Source organism: Spiroplasma eriocheiris, assembly GCF_001029265.1.
In the GTDB taxonomy this organism is placed as follows: Bacteria; Bacillota_I; Bacilli_A; order Mycoplasmatales; family Mycoplasmataceae; genus Spiroplasma; species Spiroplasma eriocheiris.
Map to the genome: position 1 here is coordinate 48,736 of NZ_CP011856.1, position 21,057 is coordinate 69,792.

Below are 21,057 nucleotides of genomic sequence, written 5' to 3' on the forward strand. Positions count from 1 at the left end.
AGGGATTAAATGGAATTTTTAGCAAGTGACAATAGTAACCCACTACATGATTTTGTGGCAATTTCCCAATGACAATCTTTAGTTAGTATTGTAATCTTTTTTGGGTTGATGGTGTTACTATGAATCTTTATTAAAAAAACTAAAATTCGTTTTATGTACCGGGTAATTATTGGACTAGTTATTGGCTTAGGGTTTGGTACTGTTGTCCAAGCAATAAATGGTTTTCCTTATAATAGTGATCATCCTAGTAGTTCAATGATTGACCCGTGAGTTGATCCTAATGTTCCTAACCCGGTGGTTAATCCAATTTACCAATTATGGGTGCAAGAGTTATCAATTTGGGTTAATTTATTTAAAATGATTTTTATTAATGCCATTTTAATGCTAACAGTTCCGGTTGTTTTTTTAGCAATTGCCAGAGCCGTTGCTAGACCAGGCCATGATAAGAAAACTCGCCAGGGAATTATTATTACGGTGATAATCTTATTAGTAAATGTCGCCGTTGCTTTTACGATTACTTTCTTTATTGGTTGGGCTTTTAAAATTGGAGACGGTTTTACAATTAGTGGTAGTGGTAATTATGATGGTGATGCTTTCAAACCACTACCCCAAATTATTTGGGAATATGTTCCTTCGAATTTTATCGGTGCCTTTATTGGTATTGCCATCATTCCAGTAATGGTTATCGGGGCTTTAATTGGGTTAGCTGTTAAGAAATCAGCTAAAAAACATCCCGAAGATATGCAAAAAATTCGTGATGGCTTTGAAAGATGATGAACAATTGTGATGTCATGTTTAATGTTTGTGATTAAACTAATGCCTTATGCGGTAATGTCAATGATTACTTATTCAATAATTTCACGGCCAATTGGTTATCTTGGTAAAATTGGAATTGTAATTGGGGTTGCTTATTTATGTTTAGTTGTTGCTTTAATTTGACATACTATTACCTTAGTAATATTTGGAATCAATCCTGTTAAGTGATGAAAACATGCCATTCGCCCATTAATTCAGGGATTTTCAACCCAATCCTCGAATGCAGCATTACCAATAACAATGGATACTTTAAAAAATAATATTAAAGTTAAGGAAAGCTTAGTTGGAATTTTGCACCGCTATCAATGACAATGGGATTAACAGCTTGTGCAGGAGTTCAGTCGGGGATCATTGTATCTTTTATTATGAGTGCTGGGTTATATGATTTTACTATTGCTCATTTCTTTATTGCTTTATTGGTCACAGTAATTGCATCATTAGGAATTGCTGGTGTTCCTGGCACGGCGAGTGTTGTTACCGCCGGAGTATTAGGCGGATTAGGATTAGGAGCATTATACATGCCAGTTTATAGTATTATTGGGGCTTTGGATGGTCTCTTTGATATGGGACGAACAGGAGTTAACGTTACTGGGGGAGTTCAAGCAACAACGATTGCCGCACGTTTAACTCATGCTTTAGAAAGTGATGAACTTTTATTGTTTAATGGGAAGACTTTATTTGGTAAAATAAGAGCGAAGGTCCACAAAAAGAAAGAAGAAAAAAGAAAAACTAAGCAAAATGAATAATTTTAAAAATTAGAAAAGAGGAAAACATAGTGAAAGTTATTATTATTGGTGGTGCTACTGCGGGAATGACTACCGCAAGTAAACTAAAAAGAAATTTAAAAGACAAGGTTGAAATTGTTGCTTATCAAAATTTGAGTTATCCTTCTCTGGGAAGATGTGGAATTCCATATTATATTGGTAAAAATTTTGATGAAGCCAATATTATGATTGCTAGAACAGTTGAAAAATTCACTGAAGAAGGTATTACTGTTCATACCAATTATGAAATTACCAATGTTGATTTTCCCAATAAAACAGTAAAGGGAATCAACTTAATAACAAAAGAACCCATTGAAGATCATTATGATAAATTAGTGATTGCTGTTGGTGGAAGTTTAGATAAGTTAAACTTACCAGGAAATGATGCCCATAATATTTATGCACCCGCAACTTTAGAAGCAGCGGTTAAAATTCGAGAAGAATTAACGGATAAAATTAAAACAGTGGTTGTTGTAGGTGGGGGACCAATTGGTTTAGAGTTTTGTGAAAATTTTGCCCGAAATGATAAACGCGTAATTTTAATTGAAGAACAAGACCAAGTGTTAAAAGATTTAGTTGATCCTGAAATTGCTGAAGCAGTCCAAATGGAATTAGAGCGCAAAAGTGTGGAGCTAAAACTAAACACTAAAGTTAAAAAACTCCATGTTAAAAATAAAATGATTAACCAAATTGAACTAGCAACTGGGGAAATGTTAGATGTTGATTTAGTAATTTGTGCCTTAGGGTTTACTCCAAATACGCAATTCTTAGCTGATAGTGAAATTAGTATGAATCCTCAAGGTTCAATTGTTGTTAATGATCGGTTAGAAACAAATATCCTCGATGTTTATGCAGTCGGAGATTGTGTTCTTGCCAAAAATATTATTGATGGTTCATTAATGCAAATTCCATCCTCAACCATCTCAATTAAACAAGGGAAAGTCCTAGCTAATGTCTTAGCTGGTAAAGATGATTACTTCCAAGGGGCAATGGGAACAATGATTTTACAAATTTTTGATTTAGAAATTGCCCGAACAGGTTTCACCGAAGAATATGCAAAAAAATGAGTTATTTGTATGACACAATTACAGTTAGCACAAAAGATCATACAGCTTATGTTAAAGGAGCAAAACCAGTTACTATTAAAGTAGTATATGACACCAAAGAACAAATCATTTTAGGAGCACAAATCTTAGGATACCATCGTGCTGCAATGCGAATTAATGTCTTTATTCCCCTAATTTGATCAAAAACAAAAATTAGTGATGTTAAACATTTAGACTTACCATATTCACCACCTTTTAGTCGACCAATGGATGCGGTAACTATTATTTTAAATAAACTAAATGCGGAATTAGAATAGCACAAGTTTTAAACTTGTGTTTTTTTGATTAAAAAAGATAAATTTTTATCATAAAATATCAAATTTTATAAGAATAAAGATTATAATATTTTTATAGCAACAATATTGAGAAGGAGACTTAGGATAATGAAAACAACAATGAAAGCAGAATTACGGAAAGCAAAAGAAGGTCATTATGCGGTTCCCGCTTTTAATTTTGATAATTTAGAAATGTTAAAAGCAATTATTGAAGCAGCGGAAGAAGAACACTCACCAGTTATTATTATGGCCACTGAATCGGCCGTAAAGTATATGGGGTTTGAATATGTTAGTGCGATTGGGCATGCCGCGGTTGAATCAGCAACTGTTCCTGTTATTTTACATTGAGACCATGGTTTTGATATTGAACTAATTAAAAAGGCAATTGACGCCCAATATACTTCGGTAATGTTAGATGCCTCTTTGAAACCAATTGCTGAAAATATTGCCGAAACAATTGCCGTTGTTGAGTATGCTCATGCGAGAGGGGTCGAAGTTGAATCGGAAATTGGTCATGTGGGAGGAAAGGAAGATGATCGTAATTCCAAAAGTGCTCATTATACAACCGTTACTGAAGCAGTGGATTTTGCTAACAAAACTAAAATTGATTGTTTAGCAATTGCGGTTGGAACTTCCCATGGCATTTACCATGGGCCAGTTAATTTACAAATTCAACGGATTAGGGAAATTGCTGCGGAGGTTGACCAACCGTTAGTATTGCATGGCTCTTCAGGAGTACCTTATGACCAATTACAATTAGCAGTTCAGGCGGGAATTTGCAAAGTAAACATTGGAACCGATTTAAAAGTGGCAAATGCTAACGGATTACGAGAATGATTTGCTCAAAATCCTCAGGGTTATGATGCCCGAAAATTTGGGCGCTATGCAATTGACCAAACAAAATTAGTTGCAAAAGAAAAAATGCAGGTTTTAAATTCGTCAGGAAAAGGATAAAATAAAATGAAAAAAATATTATGTTCGTTATTATCATTAACACTAGTTACTTTACCTAGTTTATCAGTCATTGCTTGTGGAAACAAACTAAGTTACCACCGCTTAGCGAAAGATTTAACCGAGTGGGATTTAAGTTATGACAAGGGAATTTTTAATAATAGTCTGACCCAAGCAACTGTGAATAAATATTCTGACGCGATTCTTGCCCAAACATTCTTTTTATTTAACCCCCAGCAAGTATTGGAAGAATGTTATGGTTCAGCTAGTGCTGACCCCACCAGTGATTATTGTTATTTACCATTAGTAACTTTTACCAAAGATGTTCTTTATCAATATGAATTAAAAACTGCTAGTGATTTACAAGATTCGTTAGTTTATGTCAATGATAATAACCGCCCTGACCAAACAAAATCATTTCAAAAAATGGATAATGATTTAAGTTTTCAGTATCAGGTTGATAAGAATTCTTTAAAAGCAGGTGATGATCCGGCTAATCCCCAATGAGTTCATATTGCTGATAATGAACAAAATACACCAGGGTCATTTTCATTACGAATTAATTTTAATATTAAGATTAGCGCTCGGGATAATAATCCGGATGGTTATCAAAAATCAAAACAAGGAACAATTGTGATGATTTATAGTTTTGGATTATAAGAAAGGATATGAAAGGAACTATTATGCATAAATTTGAAAGACGGCAAAAGATTTTGTCAAAAATTAAAGAATCAAATTTTATTACAACGAAAGAATTATTTAATTATACTGATGAAATAGGCATTACCAATATTACTGCTCGTAGAGATCTCAAGGAACTGGAACTGGAAGGATATATTAAACTATCATTTGGGGCTGTTAAATTTATTGATAACTCCGATGGTAAAAAGTATGAGACAACACGGGAAGAAAAATTGTTAAAAAATATTGCTGAAAAAATTGCTATTGCCAAAGAAGCTGTCAAAGAACTAACTGAAGAAGATGTTATTTTTGTGTCGCCAGGAACAACCCTAGAATATTTTGTTAAGGAAATTAATAAGCCAATTAAGTTATTAGCAACCAACGCGTTAGAAGTTTTTCGGACTGCCACCCAAAATAAGAACATCCGGAATTTAATGATGATTGGGGGAAATTTTCGTCGCCGTAGTCGGAGTTTTTTTGGGACCCAAACTCAACAGCAGTTAAAAGACATGACATTTACCAAGGGAATTTTTAGTGCCACTAATATTAATGATGAATTAATGATTTATAATAATAATGATTATGAAGCTGAAACAATTATTGTGGCATTAAATAATTGTAAAGAAAAAATTGCGTTAATTGATAGTTCAAAATTTGGCTCAGTGGGGATTGCCAAATTAGCTTTATTATCTGATATTGATTGTATTATAACAGATAACAAAATTCCCCCGGAAATTAGTAAGAAAATAACAATTCATAAAATAATTGCCAATACCGATGTGTAGTTAATCAAATGGGTAAGAATGATAAATAAATTTCTTTCATTTGATTTTTTTGATAAAAATTTGAAAAAAAATTATCATTTTTGTTGAAAGTTTATCATTTTCGGAGTACAACATAAGTAGATGGATATTTTCCATTACAGTAAATAGAAAGGAAAGGAACATGCAAAGTACAAAAAAATCTCCTAGCAGAGAACCGTTTAATAAAAAAATGGAATCCTGAATGAATAAACACCTTGTTCCTGTCTTAAGAGTAGTTGCTGGGAATAAGTATTTGCGTTCTTTAATGGAAGGATTTTATGTAACTTTACCAATTATTATTTTTTCTTCAATCATTGGTATTATTATGTGAGTTCCTCCCGCATTTAAAGGCAATATGGCGTGGTATCCCCTGGTTGCACGTCAATGTTTAAACCGGATTTATGTTTTTACAATGGGCCTGGTCTCAATCTTCTTTACCGCTGGGATTGCAAGGGCCTTAGCTGAAAAAATTAATCAGGGTTTACCAACTAATCGTAAAATGAACCTTATTATGGTAATGTTTGCCGCAATTTCAGCAGTTTTTATGCTATCAGTAACGGTAACATTTACTTTAACAAATGATGGTAGTCAAACTGAAAACTTTGCTAGCATCTTTATTTCAAACTTAGCCGCCCAAGGGATGCTAACGGGGATTATTATTGGTTTAACAATCCCATGAATTTTTTACTTACCAGTTAAATATAACTGAACAATTAAATTACCTAAAGCTGTTCCCCAGGGAATTTCCCAATCTTTTTCTGATATTATTCCTTATGGTTTAGCAGTGTTGGTATATTGAGGATTTGGCTATATCTTCATTGGTATTTTAAACATGTCATTTACTGATGCGCTATTTCAAGCGATAAAACCAGTGTTTAGTGGCCTTGACTCCTATGGCTTTTTAGCGGCGATGGCATTCTTAACAGCCTTCATTTGGTTTATTGGTGTTCATGGGCCATCGGTTACCAGACCATTCATTACCCCTTTTATGTATAGTAACCTGGCTGATAACCAAGCAATTTTTGCTCAAGGTGGTCATCCCCACTGAGCTTTAACTTATGAATTTTCTTATGACTTTACTTCCAACAATGGGGGGAACTGGGGCCACCTTTGTGATTCCAATTTTACTAATTTTATTTGCGAAATCAAAACAATTAAAAGCCGTTGGTTTTGCTTCTTATATTCCAATTTGATTCCAAGTTAATGAACCAGCATTGTTTGGTTGCCCACTAATCTTAAATCCAATTGTGATGATTCCGTTTATGATTTTACCAATTATTAATGTGGTAATTTATAAATTCTTTATTGAAACGCTGGGAATGAACGGAGCAATTGTTGATGTGCCCTGGTCGATGCCCGCAGCAATTGTCGGTTTATTACTGGGAACGTCCTTCCAGTGGCAAGCTGTGGTGTTGTGGGGAATCTTATGTTTAGTTGATTTTATTTGTTGGTTACCATTTGTCTTATTGATGGATCGCTTAACATGTACCGAAGAAATTAAATCAGCCCAAGAAAAAGGGATTCCGAAACCAATGCACTTTAATTACTTTACACTCGCGCGCTTGCGCTTGGGGGCCAAACTAGACTTAAATAAAGAAAAACGTTTATTATTTACTAACCAATTAGCAGAATTTACAACTGAAATTAAAACTGAACGGGCAAATAATAAAGCTGCTAAAATTGAAGCAAAAAAAGCTTTAATTGCCCAAAATCAACAATTTAAAGCCGAAAAATTAGCGGCTAAAAAAGCTGGTGTTAAATTTAATAAAAATCTGGTTGTTGAACAATCCCAACCTGTTAGTCAACCTCTAACTCGTGATCAATACCATGTTTTAATTGTTTGTTATGGGGCTGGCACTTCGGCAATGTTTGCTGCTAGTGCAAATAAAGGGGCTGCTAGCCGCGGAATTAAAAATATTGTAATTGATTCAGCCGCATATGGTAGTCACCGTAATTTAATGAAAGAAATGGACTTAGTGGTATTATCACCACAAGTTAATGTCTATATCGATGAAATTGAACGTGATGCTAGTGCTTGAAAAGTTAAAATTGTCGAAACCAAAGGCAAACAATATATTGATTGCACCAATAATCCTGACCAAGCAATTGACTTAATTTTAGCAAATTTACCAGATTATAATTTAGAAACAAATTAACTGTAAGAAAAGAGGAGGATCTTAATGAATACGAAAACGAGACGGAAAATTTCCTTGTTATGAACAGCAATTTTATTAATAACAACCATTATCATTTGTGCAATTTTTTATGTTGTTGCTGGACAAGAAAAAACCAGCCAAATGCTATGATTAGACTTCTTAATTGAATTTGGCTTATCAGTTGGTAGTTTTATTTGTTGTTATAGTGTGCCCTTTTGTTTTAACCGTAGTCGCTACCCATTTGTAACTTGTCAACCAGATGAATTATATGATAGTTTTTTAGCAAAACTATCTCCTTATGGTTGAATATGATTATTTGTTTTTCCGTTCTTATTAGGAATCACTATCCCAACAGTTTACTTAGTTTTGTCGTTAACTTCTAGTTTTAATGATGAGACAATTAATATCACCAACCGTCTCGTAATTTATTTTATTAGTATCATTTTGATTCTTATCAATAACTTTGTTTTTATCAATATTATTAAAAAACTCCAAATTAATATTAATAATGATTTTGAAACTAAAAGATAGAAAATGAGGAATTAGTAATGACAAAAGAAAAAATTAGTGAATTAGGTTTAGAAATTGTTGCTTATTCAGGAGATGCGCGTAGTTGCTACTTACGAGCCTTGAAATTAGCAAAGCAGGGAAATTTTGAAAAAGCTGAACAAAAAATTGCCGAAGGGGAAGCAGCAATTAATGCTGCCCATCAACGGCAAACAGATTTACTCCAAGCAGAAGCGCAAGGAAATTATAGTGATGTGACAATGATTATGGTCCATGGTCAAGACCATTTGATGACAACCGCATTATTGCGAGATTTAATTAATAATCTGTTAGATATTTATCGTGAAAAAAAGGAGGGATAATATGAAAATTGCCATTGGCACCAATAAATTTCTTGGTCATTTAGAAATGATTAAAGACTTATTAACAGATTTACAATATGAAATTATTGATGTTAATAATAAAGTTCCAAAAGATATTTTTGATGCGAGTTTTGAAGTTGCAAAATTAGTTAATGACCACCAAGCCGACCGGGGCATCATTATTGATGAATTTGGGAATGGTGGCTTTATGGTGGCCGCTAAATTTAAAAATAATATTGTTGCCCAATTAAGTGATGAACATTCAGCCCACATGACCAGAGAACATAATAATGCTAATATTATTACCCTGGGTGCTGAACTAACTGGTGATGAAGCTCTCAAAGCAATTGTTACTCGTTATTTTGCAACGGAATTTGCGGGGGGGCGTCATTTAGTACGGACTGATATGTTAGGTGAATTATTAAAGGAGGAACAGTAAGATGAAAGTAGCAATTGCTTGTGATCATATTGTCACTGATATTAAAGATAAAATGGTAACTTTTTTACGCCAAGCGGGCTATGAAGTAGTTGATTGTGGAACTTATGATTTTGTGCGCACGCATTATCCAATTTTTGGCCATAAAGCAGCTAGTTTAGTTGCGACTAACCAGGTTGACAAAGCAGTTATCATGTGTGGAACAGGAGTTGGAATTTCAAATGCTGCCAATAAAACAAAAAATATTCGTGCAGCCCTTGTCCGTGACTTAATCTCTGCCCGCCAAGCGGTAGAGGAATTTAATGCCAATGTAATTGCAGTTGGGGGAAGAATTACAGGGATTGGTTTGATTGAAGAAATTTACCAAACCTTTTTGGAAACTAAATACCAGCCAACGCCTGCTAAAGATGCGCGGATTGAAAAAATTAATGCGTTAATTACCCATGATAATTATGCCGATAATATTTTTGATAGTGAAATTCAAAAATGACAAGCCGGTTATTATCATGATTAAGAGAGGTGAACCTGGATGAAACGAATTCTTAGCCTATTAACTGCAATTAGTATTAGTGGAAGTTTACCAATTACTCTCGTTAGTTGCAATGCACAGCGTTCAGTAATGTCATTAGATGATAGTAGCAATGATATTTTGGCAAAAGATCATAGTTTTAGTTATCATGATATTACTTACTGATCTTCTGATGCGATTAATTCCGATGCCTATAAAAATGGGTTTATTAATAATTTAACTAATGCAATTAAAGATGGCGGTAAACAAGTTGATTATAATGAGTTTGTTAAAAATGATGGAAGTGGACAAGCTATTGTCTTTAAATTATTGGCAGCTTACGAAGCCAGTTCAAATACTGGTTCGGAAATTAAAAAATATAGTGATATTAAAGTTTTGGAAAATGATTTTAATACTATTATTTATGACCAGGATAATAAAGCAACCGCAGAGTTTAAAGATGGTTCGTGGGTTAATGTCCCTGATCATGGCCAAATTAAAGCAGAATATAAAGCAGACACTAAAGTATATGTGGTGACTTTTAGTATTCAAATTGATGTTAGTACAAAGGGCAGGGCCGACAAATTTGTTGGAACTCGTCGTAATATTATTGGAACTAATAATAAGGATGAAAGTAAATGAACTGATATTACTGGAGCATTTGCGAGTGATCAAACTAGTACGAATTTATTAGTTGATAGTAGTGATAGCCACTTTAATAAAGGAAAAATCCTTAAAAATAATAAATGGTATATGACAAATTCCTATGACTATCGTTATAAAGTTCAATTTTATTTTAGTTTGGCATAATAAAAAAATATTTGGTTTAAAATACCAAATATTTTTCATTTTTTTGAAAGTAAAAACCAATATTTTCAAAAAAAATCCTTGAATTATCCTAAAAAAATAAGAAAATAGTATTACGAGGAAGTGCAAAGGAGATAATTAAGGATGTTTTATCGTTATGAGGAAATTGATAACCAGATTAATCTTAACAACTTAATTAAATCAAAAGAAACTGATGATATTTTCTTTACCAAAAATAGTTATTTATCAACTAAAATTATTAATTTGTTTGAACTTTTATATGCGTTAACTGTCGATGGTGATTATAGCTTTGAAACATTATTACAAGGAAAATCTATTAGTTTACAACCATTTAAAATTGAATATTATCCTGCCTTTAAAAAAGACTTGCAACAAACTTTATGAGTAATTAAAAAAACAAAAGACTATCAAAGTAATGACCAGGTGTTTAATAAATTATTAGCAAAATACCCCTTTTTAAATATTTCGAGTTTAAAAAATAAGTTATTAACAGCAATTCAAAAATTTAAAAAGGAAAAATATTTAAAAGCGGATATTTATTTATGAATTGATGATTATTTGGCTTTTATTTTAAAAAAATTTACGAACATTTATAGTAAATTAAATTTAATGATTAAGCGAAATAATGGTGATTTAAAACTGGGGTTCCCATATGTCCAGGGTGTTTTTCAAAAGAGAAAAGTTTTTCGTTGCCCACTTTTATTATGAGGGCTACACCTTGACCAGACCCCAGGGGACATTACCTTACAATTAGATTTCAATAATATTGTGATTAACCCAATTTTTCGATGAACAATTTTAAAGGCGAATAAAATTGCTACAAGTCATTTATTAAAAATTATTCGTTTTTATGATGTCCGTAATGCAATGGAAGTGATTGAGCGTGCCAAATTATTATCAGAAGAATGGGGAGCAAAATATCTTTACCAGTTTTCATATTATGTTACGAACGCAACGGAAATGAATTTAATGAGTTATCAAAAGCCCTTACCAATTTTAAGAAAAGATAGTGTTTTTAAGGAATTTCTTGAAAAATATAAACTAGGAGAAATTGAAATTTGTTATGCAATGTTTTTAGGTGCATTTAATTATTAAATCCGATATAATTTAAAAGCAATAAAGTTAGGAGAAACATAAAATGTCAGTAAAAGATGCAATTGAATGACGAAAAACAGTCAAAATATATGATGATAGCAAAGTAATCAGTGCAGAAGAATTAGCAACAATTATTGAAGCAGGACGAATGGCTCCTAGTTCAATGGGATTAGAAGTTTGTAATATTGTTGTGATTAAAAATAAAGAAATTAAAGCAAAATTTGCATATGATGTTTTAAACGGGTCAAATGTTGAAAAAGGTTTAAAATGTGATACTTTGGTATGTTTAGTTGGTTATAATGCAAACTATTTAGTTTCCGATGAATTTTTAAGAAGCCGTTTACACCGGAGCGAAGCATTAGATGAAAAGAAACTAAGTGAAACTATTGAAAAATATCGCCAGTATTTAGAAAACCATGATAATTTAACTAGTTATGTTGATAGTCAAGTTTATATCACAACTGCTTTTATGACCCTGCAAGCTGCTGATTTAAAAATTGGAACAACAATAATTGGGGGATTTAATGATCACCATAGTAATGATTTATTGCATGAACTTGGTTATATTGATAAAGATATTAAACATACCGTATTATTATTAGCCCTTGGAAAATATGATGAAAAAACAACTGGGGCAACTTTTGCTCGAAAAAGAATTAGCACCGAAGAATTTGCAAAGATTGTTAAGTAATAAATGTTTGCAAGTGTAAAAATTAAAAGAATAAAATAAAAACCAAATAAAAACAACAAATAAATCTATTGTTTTTAATAAAATATATGTTATTATAATAAATGTCGTAAATTAATATACCAAGAAAGTATATTAATCTTAATAAGAGAGGTGAGTATTGTGGCAAAAAAAGGCATCCATCCAAAATATTTTGATACTAAAATTACATGTACTACTTGTGGAACGGAATTCATGAGTGGATCAACTAGAGGTGAAGAAATTAAAGTTGATACTTGTTCTTCATGTCATCCATTCTACACTGGTAACCAACAATTTGCGAATGCAGCAGGACGAGTTGAACGTTTCAAATCTAAATTTAATAAAAAAGAAGAAATTGCTAAACAAACTGCCAGTTTATCAAAAGCACAAAAAGATTTAAACAAAAAAAATGCAAAAGATAAAAAAGAAGCACCCGCAACTGCCGATAAATCAGAATAAAATAAATAAGACACCATTAATTAATGGTGTTTTTTTTGCTTATTTCGGTATAATATTGTATATTTAGAATAAATAGAATGTTGGTGGAAAAATGGGTTTAGAGTTTAATAATATTGTTTATAAAAGATATAAAAAAATTATTTTTAATGATTTATCTTTTAGAATTAATAATAAAGAATCTTTAGGCGTTTTTTTTGAAAATAAAATTAGCCAACGTTATTTTTTAAAATTTTTATTAGGAAAGAAAAAGGTTAATAAAGGGACAATTTATTTAAATAAAAAAAATATTACAACATTATTAACGAAAGAACGTAAAATTGCTTATGTTCCCCCAGCTGCTTTCCGTTTAGGATTTTTACCAACAAAACTACGATTAACTTATAATATTTTAAAAACACCAAAGTTTTTACACGAAGCAACAATCAAATATTTAAAAAATAAGTATGCTTATCGCGAATTATTAGCAATGGATAATGATAAGTATCGCAAAGACTTAATTAATAAAGTTGATAAAATTCTGGAAGAATATATTTATAATTCAATTAAAATTAAAGAACAATGAATGGAAAACTACCGGAATGCAATTAAACTTTTCCATGAAAAAGAGATTAAAAAAGTTTTAAAAGAAGATGTGACGGGAATTTTATTTCAGACTGTTAAAACTTATGTTTTAAAAAAAGAAGAATTAAGAATTCAAGAAGGTTACTTAGCATTTTTACAAGCGTTATGAGATAAAATTTATTATATTTCAGAATTAGATTATTCGTGTGATTGTAAATATGTTGCTAAACGGCGAAAATTAAAAGTTAAATTATTTACTTTTAATGAAGCAAAATTAATTTGTGAAAAATATCTTAAAATTTTACGAACAGAAATTGTTTACCAGCGTTACCATATTTTTAAAGCGCGGAAATCTTTAAAAAAATATCGTTTTAATGTTGTTAATATTTTAATGAAAGATAATCAAAAAAAGGAAATTTTAAAAGCAATTTTAAAAAAAAGAAATAATAGTATTTTAAAAACTTGAATCCAACTTTCAGATGATCAGTGGTATGAATATAATGAGAAGCAAGAACAGTTAATTGTCACTTTATTACCCGATGAGGCTTCAATTATAAAGGGAAAAGTTATTGAATATTTTCACAAATATCATTTAGCAATGTTAAATGACACGTTTATTACAAAAAAAGAAGATTATAGTGAATTAATTGAGAAAACTAAAAATAAAATTGTAAGCGTTTCTAATCAAGCATATAATTATGTTAAAGAACTAATGTTTGATTTAAATATTAAGATGAATTGACTAAGATTAACCAAAAATTTAAGTAGTTTTGACCACACCAAAATTCGGTTAATTAATGCATTATTAGCTAAAAAAGAACTAATTGTTTTGCATCATACTTTTGATAACTTAACCCAGAGTGAAGCAAATGAGTTATATAATATTATTAATAATATTAAAAGTTATAATCCTCAAATTACTGTTCTTGTGATTGTTAAAAATGTTGAAAATATCAAAAATTATGTTAATGGATTTCTACTATTTGATAAACAAAATCATTATAAAGTGATTTCCCAAGTGGAAGCCACGACTACCCCGATGACATTGGAATTATACAAAACAATGTTTGCAACTTCCGAAAATATTTTTCAGGGAATTTATCATTTATCCAACAAAACAATACAATTAGATGATATTATCATTAAAGCGGCTAATTTACCTTTAACAAATAATCAAGAGTATATAATTGCGATTAATCCAAAGTATCTTAGCTTTGAAAAGACAAAATTATATAATAAAGAAACCGCTTTGCATTTTAAAGGGAGTGTTAAAACTGTTAAAAAATCAGGCGGAGCCATTGTTTGCTATTTTGAAACCCATCATAATAAGATTTTTAAATTAATTGTTGATAATCAACAATTAAATTTGCGAAAATTAACAATGATTTATTTTGAAAAAGGAGCAGTTTTGGTATATGATAAAGAAACGCAAAAATTATTAGGAATTATCTAAGATAGAAAAGAGATGTTAAAAATGCGCGAAAAAATGGACTTGATCTTAGCAAAAATTAAAGAATACGACAAAATAATTTGTTTACGTCATATTTCTCCAGATGGGGATGCTTATGGCTCATCATTTGGGTTAGCTAATTTTATTAAGGAAAACTATCCAACTAAAAAAGTCTTAACAGATGGGGAAACAAATGATAATTTATCATTTTTAGGGGTTCCCGAAAAGTTAACAGCTGCAGATTACCAAAATGCGTTAGTAATTGTCACTGATACTGCTAATACTGAACGCATTGATAGTTTGTATTGGCAAACAGCCCAAGAAGTTATTAAAATTGACCATCATCCTGATGATACCCCTTATGGAGATCTTTCCTGAGTGGATGCGAAACGAATCGCTGCTTCAGAAATGGTGAGTGAGTTAGTTTTTCATAGTAAATTAAAAGTTTCATCCCAAACTGCGCGGTTGCTATACACGGGAATTATTACTGATTCAAATCGTTTTTTATTTCGTAACACCACGAGTACAACTTTAATTCTGGCAAGTAAGCTTTTAGCAACTGGTTTTGATGTGCAAGAAATTTATCAACATTTATATTTGGAATCATGAGTTAATGTGAAGTTTAAAAATTACTTACAAAGTTTAGTTGAAATTAGTGCGCATGGTGTTGGATACATTAAAATTACCGATGAGATGTTACAACAACATCAAATGGCATATGATCTTGTTAAAGGCTGAGTTAATATCTTAGCTAATATTAAAGAAATTAAAATTTGATTATTTTTTATTGAAAATAAAGCTGAAAATTTTGTTAGTGTTAGTATGCGCAGTCGCCACTATAATGTTAATAAGGTTGCAAAAAAATACCATGGCGGAGGACATTTGCTAGCAAGTGGAATTAAAATGCCAAACTGGAATTGGTGGGTCGCTATTATTAACGACTTAGATAATTTAATTATTAATAATGATGTTGTGGAGGGGGCAAATTAAAATGTATTTTTTAAATAGAAATGCCAAAATTGGGTGAGTTGAAGTTATTACGGGTTGTATGTTTGCAGGAAAAACCGAAGAATTTATTCGCCGGATTGTGCGCTTAAGTTATGCCAAATTTAAAATTCAGGTTTTTAAACCAGCAATTGATAATCGCTATAGTAATGATAATGTTGTTAGTCATAGTCAAAAATCAATTAAAGCAATTTCAGTTAATAATACTAAAGAATTATTAGCAAATCTAGCACCCGATACGGATGTGGTAGGCATTGATGAAGTTCAATTCTTTGATAATGAAATTGTGAAAGTAGCAGATGATTTGGCTAATAAGGGAATTATTGTGATTGTGAATGGTTTGGATAAAGATTTTCGGGCTGAGCCATTTCTAAATGTTGAACAACTAATGAGTAAGGCAGAAGAAGTTAAAAAGTTACATGCTATTTGTGTTAAATGTGGTAATTTAGCTAACCGTACGCAACGATTAATTAACGGGAAACCCGCTAATTACCACGATCCAATTGTTTTAATTGGTGAAAAAGATAAATATGAAGCGTGTTGTCGCCATTGTCATGAGGTTGTTTACTAACAACTTCTTTTTTTTGTAATGGGAAATGAAAGAGTGATATAATTTTAATATGGCTTTGAATCGAAAAAAAGACATATATAAGGGTATTAGTATTGTGGAAGGAGACATAGTTGTTTTTTGACATAAAAATAAAGGATTAACACCAATTCGACATCCGTTTATTGTGATTGAAGTCAATCAAAAAGGATTTAAAGCATTACAAATAACATCAGTTAAATACGATGAGCATGATAATCTTAAACTTAGTTATTATCAAGAGCAATTAGTTCGCAATGATAATTTTGTGCAAGTTGATGAGCGCAATGGGTTTAAATATCATTCATTAGTTATTTGTGATACATATTAATTTATTAAATGAGGAAAAGACAAGTATGAATTATCAAAAAAAGGACATATTAAACCTAGTAGTAAGTTGTTAGAAATTCAAGCAAAATTCTATGGATATAAAAAGCGTATTCCCGCCTTTTTATCCAAATTACCAATTATCTAAAATAATATTAAATAATGTTAAGAACTAAGGAGGATATACTTATGCCAAATAAATCAGGGTTAAATGCCGAAGCAATTTTCTTTACGGGAGCCAAACCAAAAGTTGTCTATAAAGAAAAAGTCCATTTTGTTGAAAACTTACCAATGAATTCCCGCCTTACTTTATTTAAGGAATCAAATTTACAAGAAGGCGACTATGTTGTGGTGGGAGTTAATGTTTTTAAAGTAAGTTTAAGAATTATTAAAAAACACCCGGTTAAAAAAACTTTTGAAAGTGGGGAATACCGCCTTTCCTGAGTTGATGCTTTAGCTAATTTGCCAAAAATCCAAACAATTGTAAATGAACATAAATAAGAAATTCTTTGCCTGAATTTCTTATTTTAATTTCAATTGATAATTAATAAATTATTTAAATAACTATTATTCTTTAAAAAGATATATTATATAATTGTTAAGTATTAAATAGTAATTTGAGGTGGGAAGAAAATGAATCAGAAAACAATTGACCGTTTAGAAACAATGTTAAAACGAAAACAACAAATTGAGGGAGAACTAGTAAATCCAGAAATTGTTAATGATGTTAAAAAACTGACAGCACTATCAAAAGAGCAAGCACAAATTGCTGACATTGTTGATGTTTATTTACGATATAAAAATATTTTGCAAAATATTAAAGAAGCAAAACTGATTTTAGAAACGGAAAAAGAAGAAGAATTAATTGAATTAGCAAAAGAGGAAATTAAAACTTCGGAAGTAGCGAAAGAAGAGTTGGAAGCAGAATTAAAAATAATGTTATTACCAAAAGATCCCAATGATGAAAAAAATGTTATTGTAGAAATTCGCGGAGCTGCTGGCGGAGATGAGGGTAATATTTTTGCTGGTGATTTGTATCGAATGTATTTGAAATATGCGGAGCAACAAGGTTGAAAAATTGATGTGATTGAAGAAAATGATTCAGAAGCAGGGGGATTTTCCGCAATTTCTTTCATCTTAAAAGGTGACCGGGTTTATTCAAAAATGAAATTTGAATCGGGAGCCCACCGGGTGCAAAGAGTTCCGAAAACTGAAAGTAAAGGACGAGTTCATACTTCAACTGCTACTGTGGCAGTTCTTCCTGAGATTGAAGAAGTTGATTTTGAAATTAAACCAGCTGATTTAAAAATTGATACTTACCGAGCTTCTGGCGCTGGTGGACAGCACGTTAACACTACTGATTCTGCTGTTCGAATTACCCACATTCCAACCGGAACGGTGGTAACTTCCCAAGATGGTCGTAGTCAACATGATAATAAAGCATTAGCAATGCAACATTTAAGAAGCAAACTATATGAAGAACAACAACGGAAAATTAATGAAGAACGTGGTAATTTACGAAAAGATGCCGTTGGTACCGGTGATCGCAGTGAAAAAATCCGCACTTATAATTATCCACAAAACCGGGTAACTGATCATCGCATTAACTTAACTTTGCAAAAATTAGATCAGATTATGGAAGGCAATTTGGATGAAATTATTACAGCATTAATGAATGAAGAACAACGTTTAAAAATGGAAGGTAATTAATGACTGTTAATGAATTAATTAAAAAATCAGAAGATTTTTTAGCGGATAGTGACTTTATTAATTATAGTGCTGATATTAAAACATTAATTGCATATTATAGTAAAACAACAATTTCAAAATTATATGCTTGTCAGAATGAATCAATTCCTTTTGCTTTTGATCAGTATTGACAAGATTTAATTGCTTACAAAAATGGTAAACCAATTCAACACATTACAAATGTGCAATTTTTTTATGGTTATAATTTTTATGTGGATAATAATGTTTTAATTCCGCGTTATGAAACAGAAGAATTAGTAGATGAAGTTAATAATTTAATTGATCAATATCATTGGGATGATCCCCACAATTTAACTTTAATTGATATTGGAACTGGTAGTGGAGCGATTGCTATTAGTTTGGGGTTAGAAAATCCCCAGTTGAAAGTGTATGCGAGTGATATTTCCCCTGCTGCCTTGGCAGTTGCGGCAAAAAATATTAACATCTTAAATGCTCACAATGTTAAGTTATTAGAAGGTGACATGTTAGAACCGTTTGTTAAAAATAATATTAAAGCTGATATTTTAGTGTGTAACCCCCCCTATATTCCCCAACACCAAGCAATTAGTAAGCGTGTTAAAAATTATGAGCCGCATGTTGCTTTATTTGGCCAAGAAGATGGGTTATTTTTCTATCGAAAAATTTTTGAAAATTGACAAGCAGTTGTAAAAACAAAAGCAATTTTATGCTTTGAATATGGTTATGACCAAAAAAAAGATCTCGAAAAACTAGTTAAACAATTTTTTAAACATTCCCAATATAAATTTATGAAAGATATCAATAAAAAATGAAGAATGTTATTTATATTTGTTTTGTAGTAAAATATATACAATCAAAAAGTTAGTAGTGAGGTCAAATCAATGAATGAAACTAAGAACGCAAAAAAATGGAAGATGATAGTCACTGCTTTTGCAGTAATTTTGGCCATTATGGTTCCTTATTTCATTTTTATTTTTGTTTCACATAGTGATAATGTACTAAAAGAATATTTTCAATTTTTAAAAGAAGTCCCAACTACAAGTTTACAAACATTTACAGATCCACCGTTACCATCAAAACTTTATATTTTAGTTTTTCCCTATATTGCTTTTGGGTTATTAGGAGTAACAATTTTATTTGCCTGTTTTTATGCTGGTTTTCACCACCGTGTTATTTATTTTCGTAAGGAGTTGTTTTTAATTTCCATTATCTTAATTTTAGGGTTGTTGTTTGCTAGTTGTTTATTATTTTCTTTCGCAGAATATCAATATGGAATTTTTAATGATTGGTGTAAATCAATCAAGGGTGGTTCGGATAAATTTAATGAAATTTTAGCGCATATTGATTCATTAGTTCCTACAACATTACCAAACCGTGATCAAGTAATTGATCATTTAATTAATTTAGCAACAGGAACTGGCACTCATAATCCCTATCCTTTTGTATGAATTGGGATTAACACCATTTGATGAATTACTGGCTTACAAATTTTCTTTATTATTTTTATTACCTTACGAACAAGTTTTAAAATTGAACAATTATTAAGTACAACAATAACAATTCAAAAAAATGAAGAAATTACTGTTTTGAAAAATACTTTTAACCAGGGGTTTGCGAAAAAAATTTTAGGGTTATTTCTAATTCCAACTGAATTTAACATTTCATTATGAACAATTATTTTTTCGGTTGTTATTTTTGCTCCTTACTTAGGCTATACTTTTAGTATTGCAATTACTTCAACACAAGCTTATCGTTTTTTATTATATTCATTTATATATCCTAAATTAACAAGAAATATTATTATTCCGGGAACAACCGATTTAAATGACTTACCAAATAAAGAATATTATGACACAATGGCTAATCATGCTCCGGGTAATTTTTTTCTTATTGTAAACTTACCAATTATTGCAACTGCCTTAATTGCCGCGATGTTATTTGCTTTCATTTTTGTAATGCTAAAAAGACCTAATTTATCAAAAGTCGGATTTATTAGTTTATATAGTGGTTTTTTAGCGATAGTTTGTTTTGGATTAATTGTCTATTTATATTCACAATTTTCACTAGGACGGTTAGTTGAGTTTTGAAATAACCAAAGTGGAACTTTTAAACAACAGATTACCACAAAAATTTTTGGAACACCTAATATTAGTTACTTTTGAGTTCATGGGAATGAATTAATTGCGAGTGGGATTCTTTCGTTCTTTTTTTTAGGGGTCTTATCAATTATTGCCATTTCTCATATTTTAAAAATTAAAAAACAAGATCAAACAACCAAGATTGTTCGTCAAGTTTAAGCCATTATTTAATTAAACTTTAAAATAATGTTTTTTTCTTCTATAAATACTTCTTAAACTTTAAGATATAATTAAATTAAAAGATAATGAGGGATTGTTATGAAAATTTATCATCTTGCCGACAAGAAAAAAATTATTGCAGCATTTAAAGAACAGCAAGTATTAATTATTCCAACTGATACAATTTATGGTTTTGCGTGCACCATTGATAATTTAACAGGTAAAAAAAGAATTTATGAGTTAAAACAACGTTCGGAAAAAATGTACTTATCATTAGTAGTTGATTCATTACGAACAGCAAAAAAACTAATTAAAATTAATAAAAATGATTTGAAATATTTTAAATCTAAAAATTCAATTACTATAATTGGTGAAATTTATGCGGGAGTTAATGACCAATACCATATTACTTTTGATAATACGATTGCGGTGCGGATTACAAAATGGAAATGATTAAAACAAATCTTAAAAAAAACAGGACCAATTTTTGCTACCAGTGTTAATATTACTGGCCAACGTTATGGAAAAGAACTTAATGATTTTAAAAATTTTGCGGTAGATGTTATTGTTGATAATGGTTATTTAGATAACCAACCATCAAAAATTTATAATGCTTTAACAAGAGAATTTGTTAGATAGGAGCTAAA

At 30.8% G+C, this 21,057-nt stretch carries 26 protein-coding genes; all 26 read left to right on the forward strand.

The features are described 5' to 3' along the window. Nucleotides 1–9 precede the first annotated feature (9 nt). The 26 genes from SERIO_RS06800 (at nt 10) to SERIO_RS00335 (ending at nt 21,049) form a co-directional block, all read left to right on the forward strand. Nucleotides 10–1,137, forward strand: coding sequence for a cation:dicarboxylate symporter family transporter (locus SERIO_RS06800; protein WP_250638038.1), 1,128 nt, complete (start codon nt 10–12; stop codon nt 1,135–1,137). After that, a complete protein-coding gene (locus SERIO_RS06805) occupies nt 1,122–1,562 on the forward strand; it encodes a cation:dicarboxylate symporter family transporter (protein WP_250638039.1) in 441 nt (146 codons plus the stop codon). The genes SERIO_RS06800 and SERIO_RS06805 overlap by 16 nt, the downstream gene beginning before the upstream one ends. A gap of 29 nt (nt 1,563–1,591) precedes the next feature. Beyond that, on the forward strand, nt 1,592–2,731 hold the full coding sequence (locus SERIO_RS00225) for an FAD-dependent oxidoreductase (protein WP_236682150.1): 1,140 nt from the start codon (nt 1,592–1,594) through the stop codon (nt 2,729–2,731). Continuing rightward, nucleotides 2,644–2,943: an oxidoreductase dimerization domain-containing protein gene (locus tag SERIO_RS06675; protein WP_236682151.1), complete on the forward strand. Its 300-nt coding sequence runs from the start codon at nt 2,644–2,646 to the stop codon at nt 2,941–2,943. Before SERIO_RS00225 ends, SERIO_RS06675 begins: the two co-directional genes overlap by 88 nt. Before the next feature lie 126 nt (nt 2,944–3,069). Next, the gene (locus SERIO_RS00230; protein ID WP_047790937.1) at nt 3,070–3,915 is read left to right on the forward strand and encodes a class II fructose-bisphosphate aldolase; all 846 of its coding nucleotides are present in this window, start codon (nt 3,070–3,072) and stop codon (nt 3,913–3,915) included. A 6-nt stretch (nt 3,916–3,921) separates the two neighbouring features. Continuing rightward, the gene (locus SERIO_RS00235; RefSeq protein ID WP_047790938.1) at nt 3,922–4,572 is read left to right on the forward strand and encodes a hypothetical protein; all 651 of its coding nucleotides are present in this window, start codon (nt 3,922–3,924) and stop codon (nt 4,570–4,572) included. 23 nt (nt 4,573–4,595) lie between these two features. Continuing rightward, the gene (locus SERIO_RS00240) at nt 4,596–5,378 is read left to right on the forward strand and encodes a DeoR/GlpR family DNA-binding transcription regulator (protein WP_158500486.1); all 783 of its coding nucleotides are present in this window, start codon (nt 4,596–4,598) and stop codon (nt 5,376–5,378) included. 220 nt (nt 5,379–5,598) lie between these two features. Next, nucleotides 5,599–6,600 carry a PTS transporter subunit EIIC gene (locus SERIO_RS06680; protein ID WP_250638040.1) on the forward strand — a complete coding sequence of 334 codons (1,002 nt, stop codon included), beginning with the start codon at nt 5,599–5,601 and terminating at the stop codon, nt 6,598–6,600. Next, entirely contained in the window at nt 6,485–7,552 is a 1,068-nt protein-coding gene (locus SERIO_RS06810) for a PTS transporter subunit EIIC (RefSeq protein ID WP_250638041.1), read from the forward strand. The genes SERIO_RS06680 and SERIO_RS06810 overlap by 116 nt, the downstream gene beginning before the upstream one ends. A gap of 24 nt (nt 7,553–7,576) precedes the next feature. Next, nucleotides 7,577–8,083, forward strand: coding sequence for a hypothetical protein (locus tag SERIO_RS00255; RefSeq protein ID WP_047790942.1), 507 nt, complete (start codon nt 7,577–7,579; stop codon nt 8,081–8,083). 17 nt (nt 8,084–8,100) lie between these two features. Continuing rightward, a complete protein-coding gene (locus tag SERIO_RS00260; RefSeq protein WP_047790943.1) occupies nt 8,101–8,421 on the forward strand; it encodes a PTS lactose/cellobiose transporter subunit IIA in 321 nt (106 codons plus the stop codon). 1 nt (nt 8,422) lies between these two features. Beyond that, a complete protein-coding gene (locus tag SERIO_RS00265; RefSeq protein ID WP_047790944.1) occupies nt 8,423–8,860 on the forward strand; it encodes an RpiB/LacA/LacB family sugar-phosphate isomerase in 438 nt (145 codons plus the stop codon). A gap of 1 nt (nt 8,861) precedes the next feature. Next, nucleotides 8,862–9,371 carry an RpiB/LacA/LacB family sugar-phosphate isomerase gene (locus SERIO_RS00270; protein ID WP_047790945.1) on the forward strand — a complete coding sequence of 170 codons (510 nt, stop codon included), beginning with the start codon at nt 8,862–8,864 and terminating at the stop codon, nt 9,369–9,371. Nucleotides 9,372–9,386: 15 nt separating this feature from the next. After that, complete coding sequence (locus SERIO_RS00275) at nt 9,387–10,175, forward strand: hypothetical protein (protein ID WP_047790946.1); 789 nt, start codon at nt 9,387–9,389, stop codon at nt 10,173–10,175. A 141-nt stretch (nt 10,176–10,316) separates the two neighbouring features. Beyond that, entirely contained in the window at nt 10,317–11,288 is a 972-nt protein-coding gene (locus tag SERIO_RS00280; RefSeq protein WP_047790947.1) for a hypothetical protein, read from the forward strand. Between the two features lie 43 nt (nt 11,289–11,331). Continuing rightward, nucleotides 11,332–11,979, forward strand: a complete 648-nt coding sequence (locus tag SERIO_RS00285) for a nitroreductase family protein (RefSeq protein WP_047790948.1) — start codon at nt 11,332–11,334, stop codon at nt 11,977–11,979. Between the two features lie 159 nt (nt 11,980–12,138). Beyond that, nucleotides 12,139–12,456 (forward strand): 50S ribosomal protein L31, encoded by a 318-nt coding sequence (rpmE, locus tag SERIO_RS06880; RefSeq protein WP_047790949.1) that lies wholly within the window; start codon nt 12,139–12,141, stop codon nt 12,454–12,456. A 91-nt stretch (nt 12,457–12,547) separates the two neighbouring features. Beyond that, entirely contained in the window at nt 12,548–14,470 is a 1,923-nt protein-coding gene (locus SERIO_RS00295) for a P-loop NTPase family protein (RefSeq protein ID WP_047790950.1), read from the forward strand. Between the two features lie 21 nt (nt 14,471–14,491). Beyond that, complete coding sequence (locus tag SERIO_RS00300) at nt 14,492–15,457, forward strand: DHH family phosphoesterase (protein ID WP_047790951.1); 966 nt, start codon at nt 14,492–14,494, stop codon at nt 15,455–15,457. 1 nt (nt 15,458) lies between these two features. Continuing rightward, nucleotides 15,459–16,043, forward strand: coding sequence for a thymidine kinase (locus SERIO_RS00305; protein WP_047790952.1), 585 nt, complete (start codon nt 15,459–15,461; stop codon nt 16,041–16,043). Between the two features lie 49 nt (nt 16,044–16,092). Next, nucleotides 16,093–16,389, forward strand: a complete 297-nt coding sequence (locus tag SERIO_RS00310) for a hypothetical protein (protein ID WP_047790953.1) — start codon at nt 16,093–16,095, stop codon at nt 16,387–16,389. A 185-nt stretch (nt 16,390–16,574) separates the two neighbouring features. Further along, nucleotides 16,575–16,886, forward strand: a complete 312-nt coding sequence (locus SERIO_RS00315; protein WP_047790954.1) for a hypothetical protein — start codon at nt 16,575–16,577, stop codon at nt 16,884–16,886. A gap of 132 nt (nt 16,887–17,018) precedes the next feature. Beyond that, nucleotides 17,019–18,095 carry a peptide chain release factor 1 gene (gene prfA / locus SERIO_RS00320; protein WP_047790955.1) on the forward strand — a complete coding sequence of 359 codons (1,077 nt, stop codon included), beginning with the start codon at nt 17,019–17,021 and terminating at the stop codon, nt 18,093–18,095. After that, nucleotides 18,095–18,952, forward strand: a complete 858-nt coding sequence (gene prmC / locus SERIO_RS00325) for a peptide chain release factor N(5)-glutamine methyltransferase (RefSeq protein WP_047790956.1) — start codon at nt 18,095–18,097, stop codon at nt 18,950–18,952. The genes prfA and prmC overlap by 1 nt, the downstream gene beginning before the upstream one ends. A gap of 42 nt (nt 18,953–18,994) precedes the next feature. Beyond that, nucleotides 18,995–20,410: a hypothetical protein gene (locus SERIO_RS00330; RefSeq protein ID WP_047790957.1), complete on the forward strand. Its 1,416-nt coding sequence runs from the start codon at nt 18,995–18,997 to the stop codon at nt 20,408–20,410. Between the two features lie 99 nt (nt 20,411–20,509). Then, nucleotides 20,510–21,049 carry an L-threonylcarbamoyladenylate synthase gene (locus SERIO_RS00335; RefSeq protein ID WP_047790958.1) on the forward strand — a complete coding sequence of 180 codons (540 nt, stop codon included), beginning with the start codon at nt 20,510–20,512 and terminating at the stop codon, nt 21,047–21,049. Nucleotides 21,050–21,057: the final 8 nt, after the last annotated feature.